Annotated in this window: 20 protein-coding genes and 2 rRNA genes; 9 read left to right on the top strand and 13 right to left on the bottom strand. The window is 52.9% G+C overall.

The window, feature by feature from the left end; genetic code table 11:
• Positions 1-204: 204 nt before the first annotated feature.
• Genes rseC through rseD form a run of 5 tightly spaced genes read right to left on the bottom strand, consistent with a single transcriptional unit; the run spans position 205 to position 3,055 of the window.
• Positions 205-684, bottom strand: a complete 480-nt coding sequence (gene rseC, locus HV477_RS08025) for a SoxR-reducing system protein RseC (RefSeq protein ID WP_000589088.1) — start codon at positions 682-684, stop codon at positions 205-207.
• Positions 681-1,637: a sigma-E factor regulatory protein RseB gene (gene rseB, locus HV477_RS08020; RefSeq protein ID WP_000812017.1), complete on the bottom strand. Its 957-nt coding sequence runs from the start codon at positions 1,635-1,637 to the stop codon at positions 681-683. Before rseB ends, rseC begins: the two co-directional genes overlap by 4 nt.
• Entirely contained in the window at positions 1,637-2,287 is a 651-nt protein-coding gene (rseA, locus tag HV477_RS08015) for an anti-sigma-E factor RseA (protein WP_001168374.1), read from the bottom strand. Before rseA ends, rseB begins: the two co-directional genes overlap by 1 nt.
• A gap of 31 nt (positions 2,288-2,318) precedes the next feature.
• Positions 2,319-2,894 (bottom strand): RNA polymerase sigma factor RpoE, encoded by a 576-nt coding sequence (gene rpoE, locus HV477_RS08010; RefSeq protein ID WP_000003307.1) that lies wholly within the window; start codon positions 2,892-2,894, stop codon positions 2,319-2,321.
• Positions 2,891-3,055 carry a rpoE leader peptide RseD gene (gene rseD, locus HV477_RS08005; protein ID WP_014344135.1) on the bottom strand — a complete coding sequence of 55 codons (165 nt, stop codon included), beginning with the start codon at positions 3,053-3,055 and terminating at the stop codon, positions 2,891-2,893. Before rseD ends, rpoE begins: the two co-directional genes overlap by 4 nt.
• Before the next feature lie 263 nt (positions 3,056-3,318).
• On the opposite strand from rseD, the gene nadB reads away from it, so the two are divergent.
• Positions 3,319-4,941, top strand: a complete 1,623-nt coding sequence (nadB, locus tag HV477_RS08000) for an L-aspartate oxidase (protein ID WP_000989181.1) — start codon at positions 3,319-3,321, stop codon at positions 4,939-4,941.
• On the opposite strand, the gene trmN is transcribed toward nadB, so the two are convergent.
• Positions 4,926-5,663: a tRNA(1)(Val) (adenine(37)-N(6))-methyltransferase TrmN gene (trmN, locus tag HV477_RS07995; RefSeq protein ID WP_000083343.1), complete on the bottom strand. Its 738-nt coding sequence runs from the start codon at positions 5,661-5,663 to the stop codon at positions 4,926-4,928. The two genes, nadB and trmN, sit on opposite strands and share 16 nt — an antisense overlap.
• Before the next feature lie 129 nt (positions 5,664-5,792).
• Between trmN and srmB the strand changes: the two genes are divergently transcribed.
• Positions 5,793-7,127 (top strand): ATP-dependent RNA helicase SrmB, encoded by a 1,335-nt coding sequence (gene srmB, locus HV477_RS07990; RefSeq protein WP_000219174.1) that lies wholly within the window; start codon positions 5,793-5,795, stop codon positions 7,125-7,127.
• 17 nt (positions 7,128-7,144) lie between these two features.
• On the opposite strand, the gene HV477_RS07985 is transcribed toward srmB, so the two are convergent.
• Positions 7,145-8,044, bottom strand: coding sequence for a LysR family transcriptional regulator (locus HV477_RS07985; protein ID WP_023245307.1), 900 nt, complete (start codon positions 8,042-8,044; stop codon positions 7,145-7,147).
• 102 nt (positions 8,045-8,146) lie between these two features.
• Here HV477_RS07985 and eamB point away from each other — a divergent pair, with 102 nt between their 5' ends.
• The gene (gene eamB / locus HV477_RS07980; RefSeq protein WP_000188414.1) at positions 8,147-8,734 is read left to right on the top strand and encodes a cysteine/O-acetylserine transporter; all 588 of its coding nucleotides are present in this window, start codon (positions 8,147-8,149) and stop codon (positions 8,732-8,734) included.
• Between the two features lie 61 nt (positions 8,735-8,795).
• On the opposite strand, the gene grcA is transcribed toward eamB, so the two are convergent.
• Entirely contained in the window at positions 8,796-9,179 is a 384-nt protein-coding gene (gene grcA, locus HV477_RS07975; protein WP_000627811.1) for an autonomous glycyl radical cofactor GrcA, read from the bottom strand.
• A 318-nt stretch (positions 9,180-9,497) separates the two neighbouring features.
• On the opposite strand from grcA, the gene ung reads away from it, so the two are divergent.
• Positions 9,498-10,187 (top strand): uracil-DNA glycosylase, encoded by a 690-nt coding sequence (gene ung / locus HV477_RS07970; protein WP_000179978.1) that lies wholly within the window; start codon positions 9,498-9,500, stop codon positions 10,185-10,187.
• A gap of 115 nt (positions 10,188-10,302) precedes the next feature.
• Here ung and HV477_RS07965 read toward each other — a convergent pair whose 3' ends face one another.
• A complete protein-coding gene (locus HV477_RS07965) occupies positions 10,303-11,340 on the bottom strand; it encodes a tRNA/rRNA methyltransferase (protein WP_023237211.1) in 1,038 nt (345 codons plus the stop codon).
• Between the two features lie 203 nt (positions 11,341-11,543).
• Here HV477_RS07965 and trxC point away from each other — a divergent pair, with 203 nt between their 5' ends.
• The 5 genes from trxC (at position 11,544) to HV477_RS07940 (ending at position 17,268) form a co-directional block, all read left to right on the top strand.
• Positions 11,544-11,963: a thioredoxin TrxC gene (gene trxC / locus HV477_RS07960; RefSeq protein ID WP_001098732.1), complete on the top strand. Its 420-nt coding sequence runs from the start codon at positions 11,544-11,546 to the stop codon at positions 11,961-11,963.
• A gap of 72 nt (positions 11,964-12,035) precedes the next feature.
• Entirely contained in the window at positions 12,036-12,716 is a 681-nt protein-coding gene (gene tapT, locus HV477_RS07955; protein WP_000183649.1) for a tRNA-uridine aminocarboxypropyltransferase, read from the top strand.
• Positions 12,717-12,769: 53 nt separating this feature from the next.
• Positions 12,770-15,430, top strand: coding sequence for a protein lysine acetyltransferase (pat, locus tag HV477_RS07950; RefSeq protein ID WP_079899152.1), 2,661 nt, complete (start codon positions 12,770-12,772; stop codon positions 15,428-15,430).
• A gap of 114 nt (positions 15,431-15,544) precedes the next feature.
• Positions 15,545-16,900: a CDP-diacylglycerol--serine O-phosphatidyltransferase gene (gene pssA / locus HV477_RS07945; RefSeq protein ID WP_000949286.1), complete on the top strand. Its 1,356-nt coding sequence runs from the start codon at positions 15,545-15,547 to the stop codon at positions 16,898-16,900.
• Between the two features lie 44 nt (positions 16,901-16,944).
• Positions 16,945-17,268 (top strand): YfiM family lipoprotein, encoded by a 324-nt coding sequence (locus HV477_RS07940; protein ID WP_001264473.1) that lies wholly within the window; start codon positions 16,945-16,947, stop codon positions 17,266-17,268.
• On the opposite strand, the gene HV477_RS07935 is transcribed toward HV477_RS07940, so the two are convergent.
• The 4 genes from HV477_RS07935 to HV477_RS07920 all read right to left on the bottom strand — a co-directional run.
• Positions 17,265-18,566 (bottom strand): MFS transporter, encoded by a 1,302-nt coding sequence (locus HV477_RS07935; RefSeq protein WP_079899153.1) that lies wholly within the window; start codon positions 18,564-18,566, stop codon positions 17,265-17,267. The genes HV477_RS07940 and HV477_RS07935 overlap by 4 nt on opposite strands.
• Before the next feature lie 103 nt (positions 18,567-18,669).
• Positions 18,670-19,125, bottom strand: a complete 456-nt coding sequence (locus HV477_RS07930; protein ID WP_023233482.1) for a DUF4385 domain-containing protein — start codon at positions 19,123-19,125, stop codon at positions 18,670-18,672.
• A 208-nt stretch (positions 19,126-19,333) separates the two neighbouring features.
• Positions 19,334-19,449: ribosomal RNA gene (rrf, locus tag HV477_RS07925) — 5S ribosomal RNA — on the bottom strand.
• Between the two features lie 197 nt (positions 19,450-19,646).
• Positions 19,647-19,745: ribosomal RNA gene (locus HV477_RS07920) — 23S ribosomal RNA — on the bottom strand; the annotation flags it as partial.

Below are 19,745 nucleotides of genomic sequence, written 5' to 3'. Positions count from 1 at the left end.
TCGCTGTTCTGAGCTTAACGTCTGTTTTAACTGAAACGCCGCATTCTACACTACAACGCTAAGGCGAGGAAATGTTCATAGTGTAAGGAGAGCGGGAACTGGAAAACGCCTCGCTTTTTTCCTGTAAAACACCGCAACGCAGGAAAAGCGCATGCTTATCGGGACAACAACCCAACGCGGCAGGTGCACCGTTGGGCAAAACGTTTACTGGCGCGTTTCGATTGAGGTAGTTTCGACGCGGACAAGGTTCGGCGGGAGGGCAACGTTTAAAATCACCGGCTGCCAGGCGTCACGCTCCGCCAGTTTTCGGGAATAGCCGCGGGCAACCAGAAAACCGCCCACGCCGCCCAGCACGGCCCCGCTTAATGCGGCAAGGTCAGATCCAAACAGCATCTGAAAAAGCGCCGCACAAAGAAATAGCCCCGCTAAAGGCGACATATAGACCAGCAACGCCGAACCTAAAAGGCTTTTTTCGGCGATGCCCAACTCGACTTTCTGCCCCGGCGCCAGCGGCTCCGCGCTTGGCACAACAATGGTATGCGTGGTTTGCGGCCCTAATTTATTCAGCACGCGACTGCCGCATCCCGCACGGGAGGCGCAGCTGCTGCATGACGCTTTAACGTCGCAGCTCACCACCGCCTGACCATTCTGCCAGGAGACAACGGTTGCCCACTCTTTAATCATTGTACTGCCCTGAATTTGATACTGTCGGCAATGCGCTTCGCCGTTTGCGGCGGAAGCTCGCCGACAATGGTGATTTCCGCGTTGTCGCGAACGCTGCTATAAACCGTTCGGCGCCCGGTGCGCAGCATCTGATCGCTGCTGTTTTGCGTCGCCCGGTTCACATTGACGGAAAAGCTAAACAGACCGTCAGAATAAAGCCGCGATTCGATAGGCAGGTTATCCATCGTCGGCAACGGACGACGGCTGCTGGAAACTTCGCTAAAGCCTTGCGGCACCCAGGATGGACTCCAGTTAAATTTCGTTTTTTCGCCACCGGGAACAGAAAGCAGCGGCGGCAGATTCGCCTTCGCCAGCGCCTGCATGTTGCTGCCGATATCCTGACTCACCGTGAACGCAATAACGCGGAACTGCTCCAGCGTCTCGCCATCGCGATCCAGAAGATCAACGCGCATCGGTAGTTTGGTGTCCATGTCCATCCAGACGATATAGCTGTAACGCGTACCATCGCGCGCCACAACGCGGATAACTTCGCACAATCTGTCTGCGATACGGGTGCGTCCGACAGAAATAAAGTCGTAGTATGGCGCCAGGCGCTTGAAGTCGGTGTAAATCAGGGAAGGCAGAGAATCGACAATATAATCACCGTTCAGGGTGAACGGCTCAAGGCCCGGTTCAAAATAACTGATTTCATTACCACGCTGTACGACCTCCCGGCGGGGACCGTCCAACTGTAGCAATTGCGCAAGCGGGCGACCATCCAGGCGTGCGTGTCGATAACGCAGAGATTCAACGCCTTGTTTCGTGATGCTGACGAATGACAGCTCGTAATTCAGTGACTGACTGGCGATGTTCATCTGCTGCAATAACGCCCCGGACGCAGGGTCGGCCGAGGCGTTTGCTGAGAAGAACAGGCTAGCCGCCACAAGGGACATGGCAAACCAAAGTTGCTTCATTACTGCGATTGCGTTCCTAAAGTTTGGATTCCTGGCACCTGTACCGCGGCTTGCTGGGTTTGCGCCTGCTCAAACTGAAGCTGTTCGGAGTGCAGTCGGCGCTGCAGTTCATAGTCCTGCAACATGGCATTAATGCGACGACGCTGCTCCTGTACCTGCTGTTGCTGACTGCCGACAGGCGCTGCTTCAGAAGGCACTCCCAGACTTACCGGGCTGGCTTTCCCCATCATAGGCAGGGTATTGAAAACCGGCGTTTCAGGTTGTTGGGATGTTTCAGATTGCCCATTATAGTGCTGGACACCGACGATAACTGCAAGTGAAACGCACGCCGCCACGCCCATTTGGGTAAGCTGCGCCGCCCACGGACGCACTTTTTTCCAGAACGGCATTTTCTGCCATTGCTGCGGAGCGGGTTGGGCCTCAGGGATTAATGGCGACACCTGACGTACTGGCTCGTTTTCAATAGCGGCCATCACGCGAGCGGATATATCGAAATGGAGAACGTCAGGCGTATCCCCCCGCATTGAATCGCGGATCAGGTGATAACTCTCCCAGGTTTTCTGCATTTCCGGGTCGTGCGTAAGCGCTTTGAGCAGCTCACTATCCAACGTTTCGCCATCCATCAAAGCGGAAAGTTTTTCTTTCTGCATGCCTAATACCTTTTCCAGTATCCCGCTATCGTCAACGCCTGATAAGCGGTTGAACTTTATTATCAATAGCTTCCCGCGCCCGGAAGATACGTGAACGCACCGTCCCCACCGGACAATCCATGATAGCCGCTATCTCTTCATAGCTCAGGCCATCCAGCTCCCGTAAGGTGATTGCCATACGTAAATCTTCCGGGAGGGACTCAATAGTTCGGAAAACTATCTGTCTCAGTTCTTCTGACAACATTAAGTTCTCAGGGTTCGAAATTTCTTTCAGCGCGCCGCCGCTTTCAAAGTTTTCTGCTTCAATCGCGTCTACATCACTGGAAGGCGGACGACGCCCCTGCGCAACCAGGTAGTTCTTCGCGGTATTGACCGCAATGCGATACAACCAGGTATAAAAAGCGCTATCCCCCCGGAAAGAATCCAGCGCGCGATAGGCCTTAATAAATGATTCCTGTACGACATCGGGAACGTCGCCCGATGGCACATAGCGGGAAACCAGACTCGCCACTTTATGCTGGTAGCGCACTACCAGTAAGTTAAAGGCTTTCTGATCTCCCTTCTGGACCCGTTCAACCAGGACCTGGTCCGTTAACTGCTCGCTCATCCGAGGTAATGTCTCCCCAAACCAAATTTCCACGCGCTTTCGAAACGCCACTCCATAAGCCGCACTATGAGCAAGCAACAGGTTAGAGTGTCTATGTTTCGTAAAGTTCCGTTACGCATTTGTTTTTGTTTGTCATGTTGTAGACAGGTCTTATCTTCCATTATAAGTCTACAGATGCTGAACAACGCACTATCTGTACAGAAATGCCCATTTCGTCGTTTGCAGAGTAACCTAACAGCATCTTTATTTCACTACAAAATCCGACGCTAACACCCTGCCCTATAAAATATTTTTTGCCGTTTATCTCTCGCCGTATTTTTATTTTATGTTTAATAAGCACAACACCAGCGAAATCATTACGTGCTTTTTAGCGCCATATAGTGCTAATCTGCCGCAACCATGTTTAGTAAATTAAACAAAAACCATGATGACAACTCCTGAACTGTCCTGTGATGTGTTAATTATCGGCAGCGGCGCGGCCGGACTCTCGCTGGCGCTGCGTCTGGCTGAAAAGCATAAGGTTATCGTCCTGAGTAAAGGGCCTGTGAGCGAGGGCTCCACGTTTTATGCGCAGGGCGGTATTGCCGCCGTGTTTGATGAAACCGACAGTATTGCGTCGCATGTCGAAGATACGCTGATTGCCGGTGCCGGAATTTGCGATCGCCACGCGGTGGAGTTTGTCGCCAGCAACGCCCGTACCTGCGTGCAGTGGCTTATCGATCAGGGCGTCCTGTTTGATACGCATGTCCAGCCAAACGGCAAGGAGAGCTATCATCTCACGCGTGAAGGCGGCCATAGTCATCGCCGTATCCTTCATGCCGCCGACGCTACCGGAAAGGAAGTCGAAACCACGTTGGTCAGTCGGGCGCAAAATCATCCTAATATTCAGGTGCTGGAACGCAGCAACGCCGTTGATTTAATTATCTCCGATAAAATGGGTCTGCCGGGGCCTCGCCGGGTCGTCGGCGCCTGGATCTGGAATCGCAATAAAGAGTGGGTTGAAACCTGTCATGCGAAGTCGGTGGTGCTGGCGACCGGCGGCGCCTCAAAGGTTTATCAATATACCACTAACCCGGATATTTCCTCCGGTGACGGTATCGCGATGGCCTGGCGCGCAGGCTGTCGGGTCGCTAATCTGGAATTTAACCAGTTTCATCCCACCGCCCTTTATCACCCGCAGGCGCGTAATTTTCTCCTTACCGAAGCGCTGCGCGGCGAAGGCGCATACCTTAAACGTCCGGACGGTTCACGGTTTATGCCGGACGTTGACGAACGCGGGGAACTGGCGCCGCGCGATATTGTCGCCCGCGCTATTGACCATGAGATGAAACGACTCGGCGCAGACTGTATGTTTCTCGATATCAGCCACAAGCCTGACGATTTTGTCCGCCAGCACTTCCCGATGATCTATGCGAAACTGCTCGATTTGGGGATGGATTTAACCAAAGAACCGATTCCCATTGTTCCTGCCGCGCACTATACCTGCGGCGGCGTGGTCGTCGATGATTATGGTCGTACCGATGTAGACGGCTTATATGCCATTGGCGAAGTCAGTTACACCGGCCTGCACGGCGCTAACCGTATGGCGTCCAACTCGTTGCTGGAATGCTTAGTGTACGGCTGGTCCGCAGCAATGGATATCGACAGGCGAATGCCTTCTGTCCACAGCGTTGACGCCCTTCCCGCCTGGGATGAAAGCCGCGTGGAAAACGCCGATGAGCGGGTGGTGATTCAGCATAACTGGCATGAACTGCGCCTGCTGATGTGGGACTATGTGGGGATTGTGCGCACGACGAAACGGCTGGAGCGCGCCCTACGGCGTATTACCATGTTGCAACAAGAGATTGACGAGTATTACGCCAACTTTCGCGTCTCGAATAATTTACTGGAGCTGCGCAATCTGGTGCAAGTGGCCGAACTGATTGTGCGTTGCGCGATGATGCGTAAAGAGAGCCGGGGGCTGCACTTTACGCTGGATTATCCGCAACAACTGGCTGAATCAGGCCCATCGATCCTTTCGCCGTTAACGCCTCACATAAACAGATAAAATGCCTGGGTCAGCGCCGTATAACTTTCAGAATAATGCTGGTCTGACCCGCGAATCACTAATCTGTCGCTAAAGCACTCCCCGGCTTGCGGGGAGAATGCAAGCAAAACCCGGTGCGGCAAGCGCGCTTCGTTTTCCGCAACGTCAGTACGTAATCGCAAATGCCATCCCATGTTGAGCGCTTGCTGCGTAAAAGCGTTACCTATTTGTTCCGGCAAGACTACGCAAAAAAAGCCATCTTCGGTAATACAATCCGCCGCAATAGCCAATAACGTCTGGTGATCCAGCGTAGCGGTGTAACGCGCCTGCTCCCGCTGCGGCGTGGCGCATTCCACACCGGGTTCGTAATAAGGCGGGTTGCTGATAATAAGATCAAAGCGTACCGTCTGGCGAGGCGCCCAACGCTGAATATCGTCAGTATGCACCGTTATTCGATGCGGCCAGGGAGAGTGAGCCACGTTTTCCTGCGCTTGCATGGCAGCCCCGGCATCCAGTTCCACGGCGTCAATAGGCACATTGTCATCCGTCCGCTGCGCCAGCATTAACGCCAGCAGACCGCTTCCAGTACCGATATCCAGAATTCGCTTTACATCCGCGACCGGCGCCCACGCCCCGAGTAAAATACCGTCAGTTCCCACTTTCATCGCACACCGATCGTGTGCGACAAAAAACTGTTTAAACGTAAATCCGTTACGACGAAGAACGGAGCCAGACTGAGACATGTAAAAACAACCTTGCAAAAAACGGCGACAGCGCCGGGTGAAAACAATACCTGAGAAGGGATATCCATACAAACAGATGAAGATTGCGGCCGTAACGTCTATAATCAGCGCCCCACACAGAGGTAGAACATGACTGTAACGACTTTTTCCGAACTTGAACTCGACGAAAGCCTGCTGGATGCCCTCCAGGATAAAGGTTTCACTCGCCCGACCGCCATTCAGGCTGCCGCCATTCCGCCTGCGCTCGATGGCCGTGATGTACTCGGTTCTGCGCCGACAGGCACCGGTAAAACGGCGGCATATCTGCTGCCGGCGTTGCAGCACCTGCTCGACTTTCCGCGTAAAAAATCGGGGCCGCCGCGCATTCTGATCCTGACGCCAACCCGCGAACTGGCAATGCAGGTTGCCGATCACGCTCGTGAACTGGCTAAGCATACTCATCTGGATATCGCCACGATTACCGGCGGCGTGGCCTATATGAACCATGCTGAAGTGTTTAGCGAAAACCAGGATATCGTGGTCGCCACGACGGGCCGTCTGCTGCAATATATAAAAGAAGAGAACTTTGACTGCCGGGCGGTTGAAACACTGATCCTTGACGAAGCTGACCGGATGCTCGACATGGGCTTCGCTCAGGACATTGAACATATCGCTGGTGAGACCCGCTGGCGTAAACAGACGATGCTGTTCTCCGCCACGCTGGAAGGCGATGCGATTAAAGATTTTGCCGAGCGCCTGCTGGAAGACCCGGTTGAGGTTTCCGCCAATCCGTCAACCCGCGAGCGCAAGAAAATTCACCAGTGGTACTACCGTGCCGACAATTTCGAACATAAAGTTGCGCTGTTGAAGCACCTGCTAAAACAAGACGATGCAACCCGTTCTATCGTGTTTGTACGTAAACGTGAACGCGTCCATGAACTGGCTGAAACGCTGCGTCTGGCAGGGATCAACAATTGCTATCTTGAAGGTGAGATGGCGCAGATCAAACGTAACGAAGGTATTAAGCGTCTCACCGACGGTCGCGTTAACGTGCTGGTCGCGACCGACGTCGCGGCACGCGGGATTGATATTCCTGACGTTAGCCACGTCATTAACTTCGACATGCCGCGCAGTGGCGATACCTATCTGCATCGCATTGGTCGTACAGGCCGTGCGGGTCGCAAAGGCACTGCAATCTCGCTGGTAGAAGCCCACGACCATCTGTTGCTGCTGAAAATCGGTCGCTACATCGAAGAGCCGCTAAAAGCGCGCGTCATTGATGAGCTTCGCCCGACCACGCGTGCGCCAAGCGAAAAGCTGACCGGCAAACCGTCGAAAAAAGTGCTGGCGAAACGCGCCGAGAAGAAAAAAGAGAAAGAAAAAGAGAAGCCGCGCGTGAAGAAACGTCACCGCGATACAAAAAATATCGGTAAGCGCCGCAAGCCAAGCGGTACGAAAATGCAGGAGCAATCCAGCGAAGAGTGATGATAATGCCGGGTTCGTTAACCCGGCATTTTTTTATCTTCCACGGTAAAACACGCCTCCATACACTGCATAAATATCTGCATTGCCGGGCTGACCGCTTTCCCGGCATGATGGGCGCACAGCGCCATGATCGATAGCGACGGCGCGCCAAACGGCAGCTCTTTCAACTGACCGGTACTAAGTTCTCGTTCAACGGTAAAACGTGGTAAAAAGCTGATGCCCAGGTTAGCAGCCACACACTGTTTAATGCTTTCAATACTCCACAGTTCAATGGTGTTTTCCAGCGTAATCCGCCTCTGCCGTAGCGTACTTTCAAACAGCTGGCGGAAGACACATTGCGGTTCATTGATGATGAAGCTACAGGGAATATGCTGATCTGGCTGCGTAAAATCAGCATCCTGTAGCAGTGGAGAGGCCACCAGCGCCAGCGACTGCTCCCCCAGTTGCTGCATCGTGAGCGCGTCATCATTACCTACGCGATAAAAAACGCCCAGATCGACCTCGTCATTCAGCAACGCATCACGTATCACATAGCAATTCAGCGACTGTAGCGACAATTTGACATTCGGCGCTCGCAGCTTAAAACGTTGTAAAACCTGCGGCATTTTGTACGCCAGTAAGGTTTCACCTGTCGCCACGCGCAGCTCTCCGCCGGGTTCCGCATCCTGCCTTGCGGCTTCACGAATCAACTCCATCACACGCGTCAGTTCATGGATATGCGGCATCAGCTTTTTCCCCTCATTGGTCAGGCACATTCGGCGCCCTATTTTCTCGAACAGTTGCAGGGAAAACTCACGTTCAAGCTGTTGAATATGAAAAGTTACCGTCGACTGAGTACAGCACAGCTTTTGCGAAGCCCGCAGAAACGAGCCCTCTTCCACTACCGTTTTCAGCGTAATAAACCGACGCAGATCCATAACCACCAACCTATCGAAAATCTCGAATTCAGAATTAAAAAACATTCATTTTTTTAAATATTTCATATCGGGTACTGTCTGCTAAAACAGAGGAGATGACAAGTGACACCGATGCTTTTAAGCGCTTTCTGGACTTATACATTAATCACCGCCCTTACCCCCGGCCCTAACAATATTCTCGCGCTTAGCGCAGCAACTGCACATGGTTTTCGGCAGAGTATTCGTGTACTGGCAGGTATGAGTCTGGGATTTTTGGTCGTTATGCTGCTGTGCGCCGGGATCGCGTTTTCCCTTGCGGTTATCGATCCGGCAATCATTCATTTACTCAGTTGGGTGGGGGCTGCGTATATCCTGTGGCTGGCGTGGAAAATTGCCACCAGTCCAGCGGCGGATGAGAACGCCAGACCAAAACCGGTTGGCTTTTGGGTAAGCTTTGGCCTGCAGTTTGTGAACGTCAAAATTATTCTTTACGGCATTACCGCTCTGTCTACATTTGTTTTACCGCAAACGCAGGCGCTGAACTGGGTCATCGGCGTCAGTATATTGCTGGCATTGATCGGCACGTTCGGTAATGTGTGTTGGGCGCTGGCGGGACATCTGTTTCAGCGGGCGTTTCGCCATTATGGTCGCCAGTTAAATATCATTCTGGCGTTACTGCTGGTGTACTGCGCGGTGCGGATTTTTTACTGACCCAAATAAAACAAAAGCGGAAAAGGCCCGGCCTCTTCCGCTTGTTATTACCGGATAAGCCTTACAGGCTTTCGGTAAAGGTACGAGCGATAACGTCGCGCTGCTGTTCCGGCGTCAGGGAGTTAAAACGCACCGCATAACCAGAAACACGAATAGTCAGCTGCGGGTATTTTTCCGGATGCTTAACCGCATCTTCCAGTGTTTCACGACGCAGAACGTTAACGTTCAGATGCTGACCGCCTTCAACGCGTACTTCCGGTTTAACTTCCATCGGAATTTCACGGTATTCAATCTCGCCCAGTTTGCTGACAGCCACAACTTCATCTTCAGCAAAGCCGGATTTTGCAACGATGCAGCGCGCTTCGCCTTTTTCGCTGTCCAGCAGCCAGAAGGAATTCAGCAGGTCGTCGTTAGCGGCTTTAGTAATCTGGATACCTGTAATCATGTGATGCCTCCCCAGGCAAAATTATTTGATTTCGGTCGGCCTAATCCCGGCCAATTGGTAAAACCATTGTTGCTTGAGTGTATATATACCCTTCGATCACCCTTCATTCTTTGATTTAAATCAATAAAAACCACACCACAAAAAGGGTGATGAAGGGAATTTATTGTTTTACATCAACTTACACCATTCAGACCTATAAACTTTTTACATAAATTTTCAACTATCTTTTGTAGGTAACCGTTTTTGTAGCACGCAGGATTTTGCACTGCAGAAAGAAGCAGTTAAGCTAAGGGAACTGGAAATTCGCAGGAGAGCGAGATGGCGACTGAGTTAACCTGGCACGATGTGCTGGCTGATGAGAAACAGCAACCTTACTTTATCAATACGCTTCACACTGTTGCTGGCGAGCGTCAGTCGGGTATCACGGTCTACCCGCCGCAAAAAGATGTGTTTAACGCCTTTCGCTTTACGGAACTGGGCGACGTTAAGGTGGTGATCCTGGGACAAGATCCTTACCACGGCCCCGGCCAGGCACATGGTCTGGCGTTTTCCGTGCGTCCTGGGATCGCTCCCCCGCCGTCATTAGTGAATATGTACAAAGAGCTGGAAGCCTCCATTCCCGGCTTTGTTCGCCCCGCGCACGGTTATCTGGAAAGCTGGGCGCGCCAGGGCGTACTGTTACTGAATACGGTGCTCACGGTACGGGCAGGCCAGGCGCACTCTCATGCCAGCCTGGGGTGGGAAACCTTTACGGATAAAGTGATAAGCCTGATTAACCAACACCGCGAAGGGGTCGTCTTCCTGCTGTGGGGCTCGCACGCCCAGAAGAAAGGCGCGATTATTGATCCACAGCGCCACCATATTCTGAAAGCCCCGCATCCCTCGCCACTCTCTGCGCACCGTGGATTTTTTGGCTGTAACCATTTTGCGCTAACGAACCAATGGCTGGAACAACACGGCGAGAAAACTATCGACTGGACGCCAGTATTACCGGCTGAGAGTGAATAACGTTGGCGGCTCGCCGTTTTATCGCCCGGATAACGGCGCGAAAGCGCCTTGTCTGACCGGGCGGCAGGAAGTACATCATTGGCCCGGCGCGCGTTGCGTCACCGGGCTGCAGCCCTTACGCTTTATTCTGTCGCCACCACTCGGCGAGCAGCACGCCTGTCGCAACCGACACATTCAGGCTTTCCACGTTCCCGGTGCCGTTAATTTTCACGCACAGATCGTCGGGTTCGCGCGCCGCTTCCGGCAGGTAGTCATATTCACGGCCTAAGACCAGCACCATCTTTTCCGGCAGGGTCGTACTAAAGAGCGCCTGACCGCGATCGCTGGACGTCGTCACCACGGTGTACCCCGCCTGACGAAAATCATCCAGTACGTCAACAATGCTTTCACCAGTGATTGGCTGGACATGCTCCGCCCCGCCTTCCGCGGTACGAATCGCCGCGCCGGACTCCAGCAACGCCGCATCCTGTACCACCACGCCTTTCACGCCGAAGTGCGCGCAGCTACGCATCATGCCGCCCAGATTATGCGGGTTAGCGACATCTTCCAACGCCAGCACGCAGTCTTGATCCGACGCCTGCTTTACCCATTGCTTAACGGTCGTACCGTTACGCTTTTTAATCAGGAAACACACGCCACCGTGGTGCTCAGTCCCGGAAGCTTTTGCCAGTTCGGCTTCATCCACCACATGGTAGGCTTTACGATTCGCCGCCATCCAGCGCAGTGCTTCTTTAAAGCGCGGGGTCACGCTTTGGATAAACCAGGCGCGAACGATAGCATCCGGGCGGCTCTGAAATAACGCCTGACAGGCATTTTCGCCGTAGACGCGCGTCTCTTCCGCACGCTGGCGACGCAAAACTTCAGGGTCGATAAAACTTTTACCGCTAATACCACCATGATCGACTTTCTCAGGCGTTTCATCGCCTGGCGCGCGGGACACGGTGCGCCACGGCGAAGTTTCATGTTTACGGTCACGGCTCTGATTATTTCGCTCATCACGGGCGGGGCGACGTCCACCGTCAGTGCGAGACTTTGCTGGGCGGCCTCCCCCTTTCCCGGTACGCGGGTTATGGGTGCGTTTATCAGAGTCATCATCACTACGGACATACATCACTTTGACTTTGCCGCTTTTGTTTTTTAATTCATCGTTCATGCTTTTCTCCACCAGCGCTGCGCGAAGCGCGAAGATTACCCGATGTGCATCCGGTTAGCCATGATTTCGTTTAAAAGCTTGCGACTATTGTACTCATTGAATAAAACACATTGTTGTTTAGCACAGACTCCTCGATAATATGTAACATTATAGAAACATCCCGCGCGTAGCGGGACGTCTTCCGACGTATTCAGAGGTTAGCTATGAACACCGTTTGTACCCATTGTCAGGCCATTAACCGCATCCCCGACGATCGGCTTCAGGACGCGGCAAAATGTGGACGCTGCGGTCATGAGTTGTTTGACGGAGAAGTCATTAATGCGACCGGCGAAACGCTGGACAAACTGTTGAAGGACGATCTTCCAGTGGTGATCGACTTCTGGGCCCCCTGGTGCGGCCCTTGCCGTAACTTTGCGCCAATCTTCGAGGATGTCGCAGAAGAGCGCAGCGGTAAAGTCCGTTTCGTCAAAGTGAATACCGAGGCGGAACGGGAACTCAGCGCCCGTTTCGGTATCCGCAGCATCCCGACGATTATGATTTTTAAACATGGACAGGTGGTCGATATGCTTAATGGCGCAGTGCCTAAAGCGCCTTTCGACAGCTGGCTGAACGAAGCGCTGTAAACGCCACGGGGCGCATCTTGTGCCCCGTTTTCACCTCTGCCACAATAGCGTTTTTCTCCGCAAACGCTTTCTATGACCAATAACGCTGTCCTTCAGTTACGCGCCGAACGGCTTGCGCGCGCTACACGCCCTTTTCTTGCCAGAGGCAATCGGGTTCGCCGCTGTCAACGCTGCCTGCTGCCGCTAAAATCTTGCCTGTGTGATACGTTAACGCCTTCTCAGGCGAAAAGCCGTTTTTGTCTGGTCATGTTTGACACTGAACCGATGAAACCCAGCAATACCGGCCGACTGATAGCCGATATTTTGCCTGATACCACGGCGTTTCAGTGGTCGCGTACCGAGCCGCCGCAGGCGTTGCTGGAGCTGGTACGGCATCCGGATTATCAGCCGATAGTGGTCTTTCCTGCGTCCTACGCCGGCGAAGCGCGCGAGGTCATTTCCACCCCGCCCGCCGGGAAACCGCCGCTGTTTATCATGCTGGACGGCACCTGGCCCGAAGCACGTAAAATGTTTCGTAAAAGCCCTTATCTGGATCATCTGCCGGTCATTTCCGTCGATTTATCGCGTCTTTCAGCTTATCGTCTGCGTGAAATCCATGCCGAAGGGCAATATTGTACCGCCGAAGTCGCCATAGCGTTGTTAGATCTGGCGGGAGATACCGAGGCGGCAACCAGTTTAGGTGAACATTTTACCCGTTTTAAAACGCGCTATCTGGCAGGAAAAACGCAACATCCGGGAAACGTCACAGCATAAAATAGCGAAAGCGTTTAAAATTATCCGGTCACTTCTGTGTAAGGGAAACCGGTATGAGCCAGCAAGGACTGGAAGCGCTACTGCGGCCAAAATCGATCGCGGTGATTGGCGCATCAATGAAGCCCCACCGCGCGGGTTACCTGATGATGCGTAACTTGTTGGCGGGCGGATTCAATGGCCCCGTCCTTCCCGTGACGCCCGCCTGGAAAGCCGTTTTAGGCGTCATGGCCTGGCCGGATATCGCCAGTCTTCCTTTCACCCCCGATCTGGCTATTTTATGCACTAACGCCAGCCGTAACCTGGCGTTACTGGACGCGCTTGGCGCGAAAGGGTGTAAAACGTGCATTATCCTGTCTGCTCCCACGTCGCAACATGAAGAACTTCTTGCCTGTGCCCGGCATTATAAAATGCGTCTGCTGGGTCCAAACAGTCTTGGGCTCCTCGCGCCGTGGCAAGGGCTGAATGCCAGCTTTTCTCCCGTCCCGATTAAACAGGGCAAGCTCGCTTTTATTTCCCAGTCTGCCGCCGTGTCCAATACTATTCTTGACTGGGCGCAACAGCGTGAAATGGGCTTTTCCTACTTTATCGCGCTGGGCGATAGCCTGGATATTGATGTCGATGAACTACTGGACTATCTGGCGCGCGACAGCAAGACCAGCGCGATTTTGCTCTATCTGGAACAGTTAAGCGACGCCCGCCGTTTTGTTTCCGCCGCCCGTAGCGCTTCACGTAACAAACCGATTCTGGTGATTAAAAGCGGCCGAAGCCCGGCAGCCCAGCGTTTACTTAATACCAGCGCGGGAATGGACCCTGCGTGGGATGCAGCCATCCAGCGCGCAGGCCTGCTGCGAGTCCAGGATACGCACGAGCTTTTTTCCGCCGTCGAAACACTTAGCCATATGCGTCCTCTACGCGGCGACAGACTGATGATCATCAGCAATGGCGCCGCGCCTGCCGCGCTGGCGTTAGATGAGTTGTGGTCGCGTAACGGCAAGCTGGCGACGTTGAGCGAAGAGACCTGCCTGCAACTACGGCAGGCGCTTCCCGCGCACATAGATATTGCCAATCCGCTGGATCTGTGTGATGACGCCAGCAGCGAACATTACATCAAAACGCTGGATATCCTGCTCGCCAGTCAGGATTTTGACGCGCTTATGGTTATCCACTCTCCCAGCGCTGCCGCGCCGGGTACGGAAAGCGCCCATGCTCTGATCGAGACGATCAAGCGCCACCCCAGAGGCAAGTTTGTTACGCTGCTGACAAACTGGTGCGGCGAGTTCTCGTCTCAGGAAGCAAGACGGCTATTCAGCGAAGCCGGGTTACCAACCTACCGCACGCCGGAAGGCACGATTACCGCGTTTATGCATATGGTGGAATACCGGCGTAACCAGAAGCAACTGCGAGAAACGCCAGCGTTGCCGAGTAACCTGACGTCCAATACCGCTGAGGCGCATAATCTGTTACAGCGGGCGATTGCGGAAGGCGCCGCCTCACTGGATACCCATGAAGTACAGCCGATTTTACACGCCTATGGGCTGCACACGCTCCCGACCTGGATTGCCAGCGACAGCGCTGAAGCGGTGCATATCGCCGAACAGATAGGCTATCCGGTAGCTCTCAAGCTGCGCTCGCCCGACATTCCGCATAAATCTGAAGTTCAGGGGGTCATGCTTTACCTGCGGACCGCAAGCGAGGTACAACAGGCCGCGAACGCCATTTTTGATCGTGTAAAGATGGCCTGGCCGCAAGCGCGGATTCACGGTTTGCTGGTACAAAGCATGGCTAACCGCGCCGGCGCGCAGGAGCTTCGTGTGGTGGTCGAGCACGATCCGGTGTTTGGTCCTTTGATTATGTTGGGTGAAGGCGGCGTAGAGTGGCGTCCGGAAGAGCAGGCTGTCGTCGCGCTGCCGCCGCTCAACATGAATCTGGCGCGCTATCTGGTGATTCAGGGCATTAAACAGCGGAAAATTCGCGCCCGTAGCGCGCTGCGTCCGCTGGATATTGTCGGTTTAAGCCAATTGCTGGTCCAGGTTTCAAACCTGATTGTCGACTGCCCGGAAATTCAGCGTCTGGATATCCATCCGCTGCTGGCTTCCGCCAGTGAGTTTACCGCGCTGGATGTGACGCTGGATATTGCCCCGTTTGATGGCGATAACGAAAGTCGACTTGCGGTACGCCCCTATCCCCACCAGCTTGAAGAGTGGGTGGAGATGAAAAATGGCGATCGCTGCCTGTTCCGTCCTATCCTGCCGGAAGATGAGCCCCAACTGCGACAATTCATCGCACAGGTCACCAAAGAGGATCTTTACTACCGTTATTTCAGCGAGATCAACGAATTCACCCATGAAGATTTAGCCAACATGACGCAGATCGACTACGATCGAGAAATGGCCTTTGTGGCCGTGAGGCGGATGGACAATGCTGAAGAGATCCTCGGCGTAACGCGCGCGATCTCCGATCCTGACAACGTAGATGCCGAATTTGCCGTATTGGTGCGTTCAGATCTCAAAGGGTTGGGTTTAGGACGCCGTTTAATGGAGAAATTGATTGCCTATACTCGCGATCACGGATTGAAGCGGCTGAACGGTATTACGATGCCGAACAATCGCGGCATGGTCGCGCTGGCCAGAAAACTGGGATTTCAGGTCGATATTCAGCTCGACGAGGGCATCGTGGGATTGACGCTGAATCTGGCCAAATGTGATGAATCGTGAGTAATGTACTGGAAATGTTGACCACTTTAACGGGTACTGATGTTATTATTGCTCGCTTATGTCGTCTGCATAGCACAGAGGACCCTTCAATGAACAGAGAAGAAATGCACTGTGATGTTGTCAAAATTTAAGCGTAATAAACATCAACAACACCTTGCCCAACTCCCTAAGATTTCTCAGTCAGTTGATGATGTAGATTTCTTTTATACTCCTGCTACTTTTCGGGAGACACTGCTGGAGAAAATCGCCAGCGCGACGCAGCGTATTTGTATCGTTGCCCTGTATCTGGAACAGGACGATGGGGGTAAAGGTATACTCGACGCGCTCTATGCGGCTAAACGGCAGCGTCCTGAACTGGACGTGAGGGTGCTGGTCGACTGGCATCGCGCGCAACGCGGGCGCATTGGCGCAGCGGCCTCGAATACCAATGCAGACTGGTATTGCCGACTGGCGCAGGAAAACCCCGGCATTGATGTCCCGGTTTACGGCGTACCGATTAATACGCGAGAAGCGCTTGGCGTACTGCATTTTAAAGGCTTTATCATTGATGATAGCGTCCTGTACAGCGGCGCCAGCCTGAACGATGTCTATCTCCATCAGCATGACAAATATCGCTACGATCGCTACCAGCTGATTCGCAATCGGCAAATGGCAGACATCATGTTTGACTGGGTGACGCAAAATCTGATGAATGGCCGTGGTGTGAATCGTCTGGATAATACCCAGCGGCCGAAAAGCCCGGAGATTAAAAACGATATCCGCTTATACCGTCAGGAGCTGCGTGATGCGTCATATCATTTTCAGGGTGACGCTAATGACGAGCAGCTCTCCGTTACGCCGCTGGTCGGGCTTGGAAAATCCAGTCTGCTGAACAAAACCATTTTCCATCTCATGCCCTGTGCGGAGCATAAGCTCACCATTTGTACCCCTTACTTCAATCTACCAGCGGTACTGGTGCGGAATATTATTCAGCTACTGCGCGACGGAAAGAAAGTCGAAATCATAGTTGGCGATAAAACCGCGAATGATTTTTACATTCCGGAAGATGAACCGTTCAAGATCATTGGCGCGCTGCCCTATCTCTATGAGATTAACCTGCGCCGCTTCCTGAGCCGTTTACAGTATTACGTCAATACCGATCAGCTTGTGGTGCGTCTGTGGAAAGATGACGACAATACCTATCATCTGAAAGGGATGTGGGTAGATGATAAATGGATGCTACTCACCGGCAACAATCTGAATCCCCGCGCCTGGCGTCTGGATCTGGAAAACGCCATTCTAATCCACGATCCTAAGCAGGAGCTTGCCCCTCAGCGGGAAAAAGAGCTGGAACTTATCCGAACGCACACAACCATCGTAAAACATTATCGTGACCTGCAGAGCATTGCCGACTATCCGATAAAAGTGCGTAAATTGATTCGCCGTCTGCGCCGGATCCGCATCGACAGATTAATTAGCCGTATCCTGTAATCGAAGCCCCGTCCTGTACGGGGTTTTCTCTTAGGAGTGAACTGGTGCGCGTGTTGATTCCTTTTACGGTGTTGTTTCTCTCCGGGTGCAGCCATCTGGCTAACGACCACTGGAGCGGTCAGGATAAAGCCCAGCATTTTATGGCATCAGCGATGCTATCGGCAGCCGGTAATGAGTATGCGCGTCACCAGGGAGTAAGCCCTGACCGCAGCGCAGCGATAGGGCTGATGTTTTCTTTGAGTCTCGGAGCCTCAAAAGAACTCTGGGACAGCCGCCCGGAAGGCAGCGGCTGGAGCTGGAAAGATTTTGTCTGGGATGTCGCTGGCGCGACAACCGGTTACGCTATCTGGCAAATGGCGCGATACTAAAGGCGTAAGCCCTTTCCTTTACGGTGCAACATCAACGAAACCAGGAAAGCCAGAACGGCCATCGCGGTAACATACCAGAAGAACGAACTCTCCATACCGACAGATTTTAGCGACAGCGCGACATATTCCGCAGAGCCGCCAAATAACGCGTTTGCTACCGCGTAAGATAAACCGACGCCCAGGGCGCGAACCTGCGCCGGAAACATCTCCGCTTTCAGGATCCCGCTAATCGAGGTATAGAAACTCACAATCAATAGCGCGCACATCACTAAAGCAAATGCGGCATAAGGCGACGTCACATTCTGCAACGCGGAGAGAATTGGAACGGTGAAAAGCGTCGCGAGTGCGCCAAAACATAGCATAGAGGTGCGCCTGCCAATCTTATCGGATAACGCGCCGAATAACGGCTGCACCAACATGAAAACACACAGCGCAGCCGTCATAATGCCGCTGGCGACATTGGCATGCATACCTGCTGTATTTACCAGATATTTCTGCATATAGGTGGTGAAGGTATAAAAGCACAGCGAGCCTGCCGCGGTGAAACCAAGCACCATCAAAAAGGCTTTGCGATTACGCCACAAACCTTTCAACGAACCGGCTTCTTTTAATGCGCGAGTCTCATGCTTCGAGGTTTCATCCAGCTGGCGACGTAGCCATAACGCCACAACCGCCAGCACGGCGCCCAGCGCAAAGGGAATACGCCATCCCCAGGCACGAAGCTCAGCATCCTCCAGAACCTGCTGCAAAAGCACAACGACCAGCAATGCCAGTAGTTGGCCGCCGATAAGCGTAACGTACTGAAACGACGCGAAAAATCCCTTACGACCTTCAAGCGCAACTTCACTCATATATGTCGCGCTGGTCCCATACTCTCCCCCTACCGAGAGCCCCTGAAATAACCTTGCAATAAGTAGCAGCGCCGGTGCCCAGGTGCCGATGGTATCGTAACCAGGTAAGCAGGCAATCACCAGCGACCCCATGCACATCATGCACACCGAAATCAACATTGAGGCTTTGCGCCCGCGTCGATCTGCAATGCGTCCAAACAGCCAACCACCGATAGGCCGCATTAAAAAACCGGCGGCAAAGACGCCTGCCGTTTGCAAAAGCTGAGTGGTGGTATTACCAGAAGGAAAGAAGATATGTGCAAAATAGAGCGAGCAGAAAGAGTAGACGTAGAAATCAAACCATTCCACTAAGTTTCCGGAAGAGGCCCCCACGATAGCCCATATGCGTCGCCGCATCTCCGGAGCCTCAGCGTTGTTTTTATCTATACGCTGAATAATTTCTGCCATACTGTTCTCCTTGTTGCCAGGCTTAATCGGCCTTTTATTTTGGAGATTCAGATTACGCGAGACCCAAAAGTAAATAAAGTGTTAATTATTTGTTTGCTAATTTTTATCCCCACCGTGCCTGATGCTGGCGTTTCCGTTTCATATAGTCTTCGTCCTGACGGATTTTATCCCACCAACCTTTGAAAACCGTTGCCGCCGCGGCCTTAATAGGATCATTACCCCGTGTATTCAGGCTGCCGTCTTCTGCATACTTTTTACCGCCTTTATAGTTAGCGTATCGCCTGGCGCGGGTATATCCCATCTGAATAAATTTACGCGCCATGTCCATACCAACGAAATCATCCTGCTGCCGGTAAGCTTCGAACAACTGGTAGATCTGTTCTGCGGATTTCATCGCCGATGCTTCATCTTTATAGCGCCAGAAAGGAAGAATTTCGCTTTTGTAGGGTTCAACCAGTAGTACCCCCTGCTCGCCTCGTCCAACCTGATACAATTCAGGCTGCTGGCGGAAGTCAATGCTGGAAAAGTCTTGCTGGTAGTTAAAAGGTTTGATAGCCAATGAAAATCCTCACTGCTTATATAAGCACGTGTAAAGGATAGTTCATCGTTAACGATTGGGTGGGTTGTGCTCTTATCAGTTCTACAAGAGCACCAGCTTCGTAGGCGGGATAATTCCTGTAGGCCGGATAAGGCGGAGCCGCCATCCGGCAGAAACAGACAAAAACAAAAGGCCCTGTCTTCCGACAGGGCCCTTCGTTTTATTTGATGCCTGGCAGTTCCCTACTCTCGCATGGGGAGACCCCACACTACCATCGGCGCTACGGCGTTTCACTTCTGAGTTCGGCATGGGGTCAGGTGGGACCACCGCGCTAGTGCCGCCAGGCAAATTCTTTGTGCTCTGTACGCAATTCTTTATCGCATCAGCGGCGTTGCCTGCGCTCGTAAAGTCAGTCACATACTTCTGTATGCTCCTTCCTTTCCTTCGCTTGCCGCCTTGCTGCTGCGCAAATTATTGCGTACTCAACTCTGAATCACTGCTGAAAATCGTCTTCTCATCCGCCAAAACAGCTTCGGCGTTGTAAGGTTAAGCCTCACGGTTCATTAGTACCGGTTAGCTCAACGCATCGCTGCGCTTACACACCCGGCCTATCAACGTCGTCGTCTTCAACGTTCCTTCAG

Source organism: Salmonella sp. SG203 (assembly GCF_013350575.1).
In the GTDB taxonomy this organism is placed as follows: domain Bacteria; phylum Pseudomonadota; class Gammaproteobacteria; order Enterobacterales; family Enterobacteriaceae; genus Salmonella; species Salmonella enterica.
This window is presented reverse-complemented; position numbering and strand designations above follow the sequence as displayed.

Bases quoted from the DNA above. Each gene is read 5' to 3' on its own strand.
- pssA (WP_000949286.1), top strand. From the start codon at position 15,545: ATGTTGTCAAAATTTAAGCGTAATAAACATCAACAACACCTTGCCCAA.
- rseD (WP_014344135.1), bottom strand. From the start codon at position 3,055: ATGGAAGATAAGACCTGTCTACAACATGACAAACAAAAACAAATGCGT.
- ung (WP_000179978.1), top strand. From the start codon at position 9,498: ATGGCGACTGAGTTAACCTGGCACGATGTGCTGGCTGATGAGAAACAG.
- srmB (WP_000219174.1), top strand. From the start codon at position 5,793: ATGACTGTAACGACTTTTTCCGAACTTGAACTCGACGAAAGCCTGCTG.
- HV477_RS07935 (WP_079899153.1), bottom strand. From the start codon at position 18,566: ATGGCAGAAATTATTCAGCGTATAGATAAAAACAACGCTGAGGCTCCG.
- nadB (WP_000989181.1), top strand. From the start codon at position 3,319: ATGATGACAACTCCTGAACTGTCCTGTGATGTGTTAATTATCGGCAGC.
- rseC (WP_000589088.1), bottom strand. From the start codon at position 684: ATGATTAAAGAGTGGGCAACCGTTGTCTCCTGGCAGAATGGTCAGGCG.
- tapT (WP_000183649.1), top strand. From the start codon at position 12,036: ATGACCAATAACGCTGTCCTTCAGTTACGCGCCGAACGGCTTGCGCGC.
- HV477_RS07985 (WP_023245307.1), bottom strand. From the start codon at position 8,044: ATGGATCTGCGTCGGTTTATTACGCTGAAAACGGTAGTGGAAGAGGGC.
- rpoE (WP_000003307.1), bottom strand. From the start codon at position 2,894: ATGAGCGAGCAGTTAACGGACCAGGTCCTGGTTGAACGGGTCCAGAAG.
- rseB (WP_000812017.1), bottom strand. From the start codon at position 1,637: ATGAAGCAACTTTGGTTTGCCATGTCCCTTGTGGCGGCTAGCCTGTTC.
- trmN (WP_000083343.1), bottom strand. From the start codon at position 5,663: ATGTCTCAGTCTGGCTCCGTTCTTCGTCGTAACGGATTTACGTTTAAA.
- HV477_RS07965 (WP_023237211.1), bottom strand. From the start codon at position 11,340: ATGAACGATGAATTAAAAAACAAAAGCGGCAAAGTCAAAGTGATGTAT.
- rseA (WP_001168374.1), bottom strand. From the start codon at position 2,287: ATGCAGAAAGAAAAACTTTCCGCTTTGATGGATGGCGAAACGTTGGAT.
- grcA (WP_000627811.1), bottom strand. From the start codon at position 9,179: ATGATTACAGGTATCCAGATTACTAAAGCCGCTAACGACGACCTGCTG.
- pat (WP_079899152.1), top strand. From the start codon at position 12,770: ATGAGCCAGCAAGGACTGGAAGCGCTACTGCGGCCAAAATCGATCGCG.
- trxC (WP_001098732.1), top strand. From the start codon at position 11,544: ATGAACACCGTTTGTACCCATTGTCAGGCCATTAACCGCATCCCCGAC.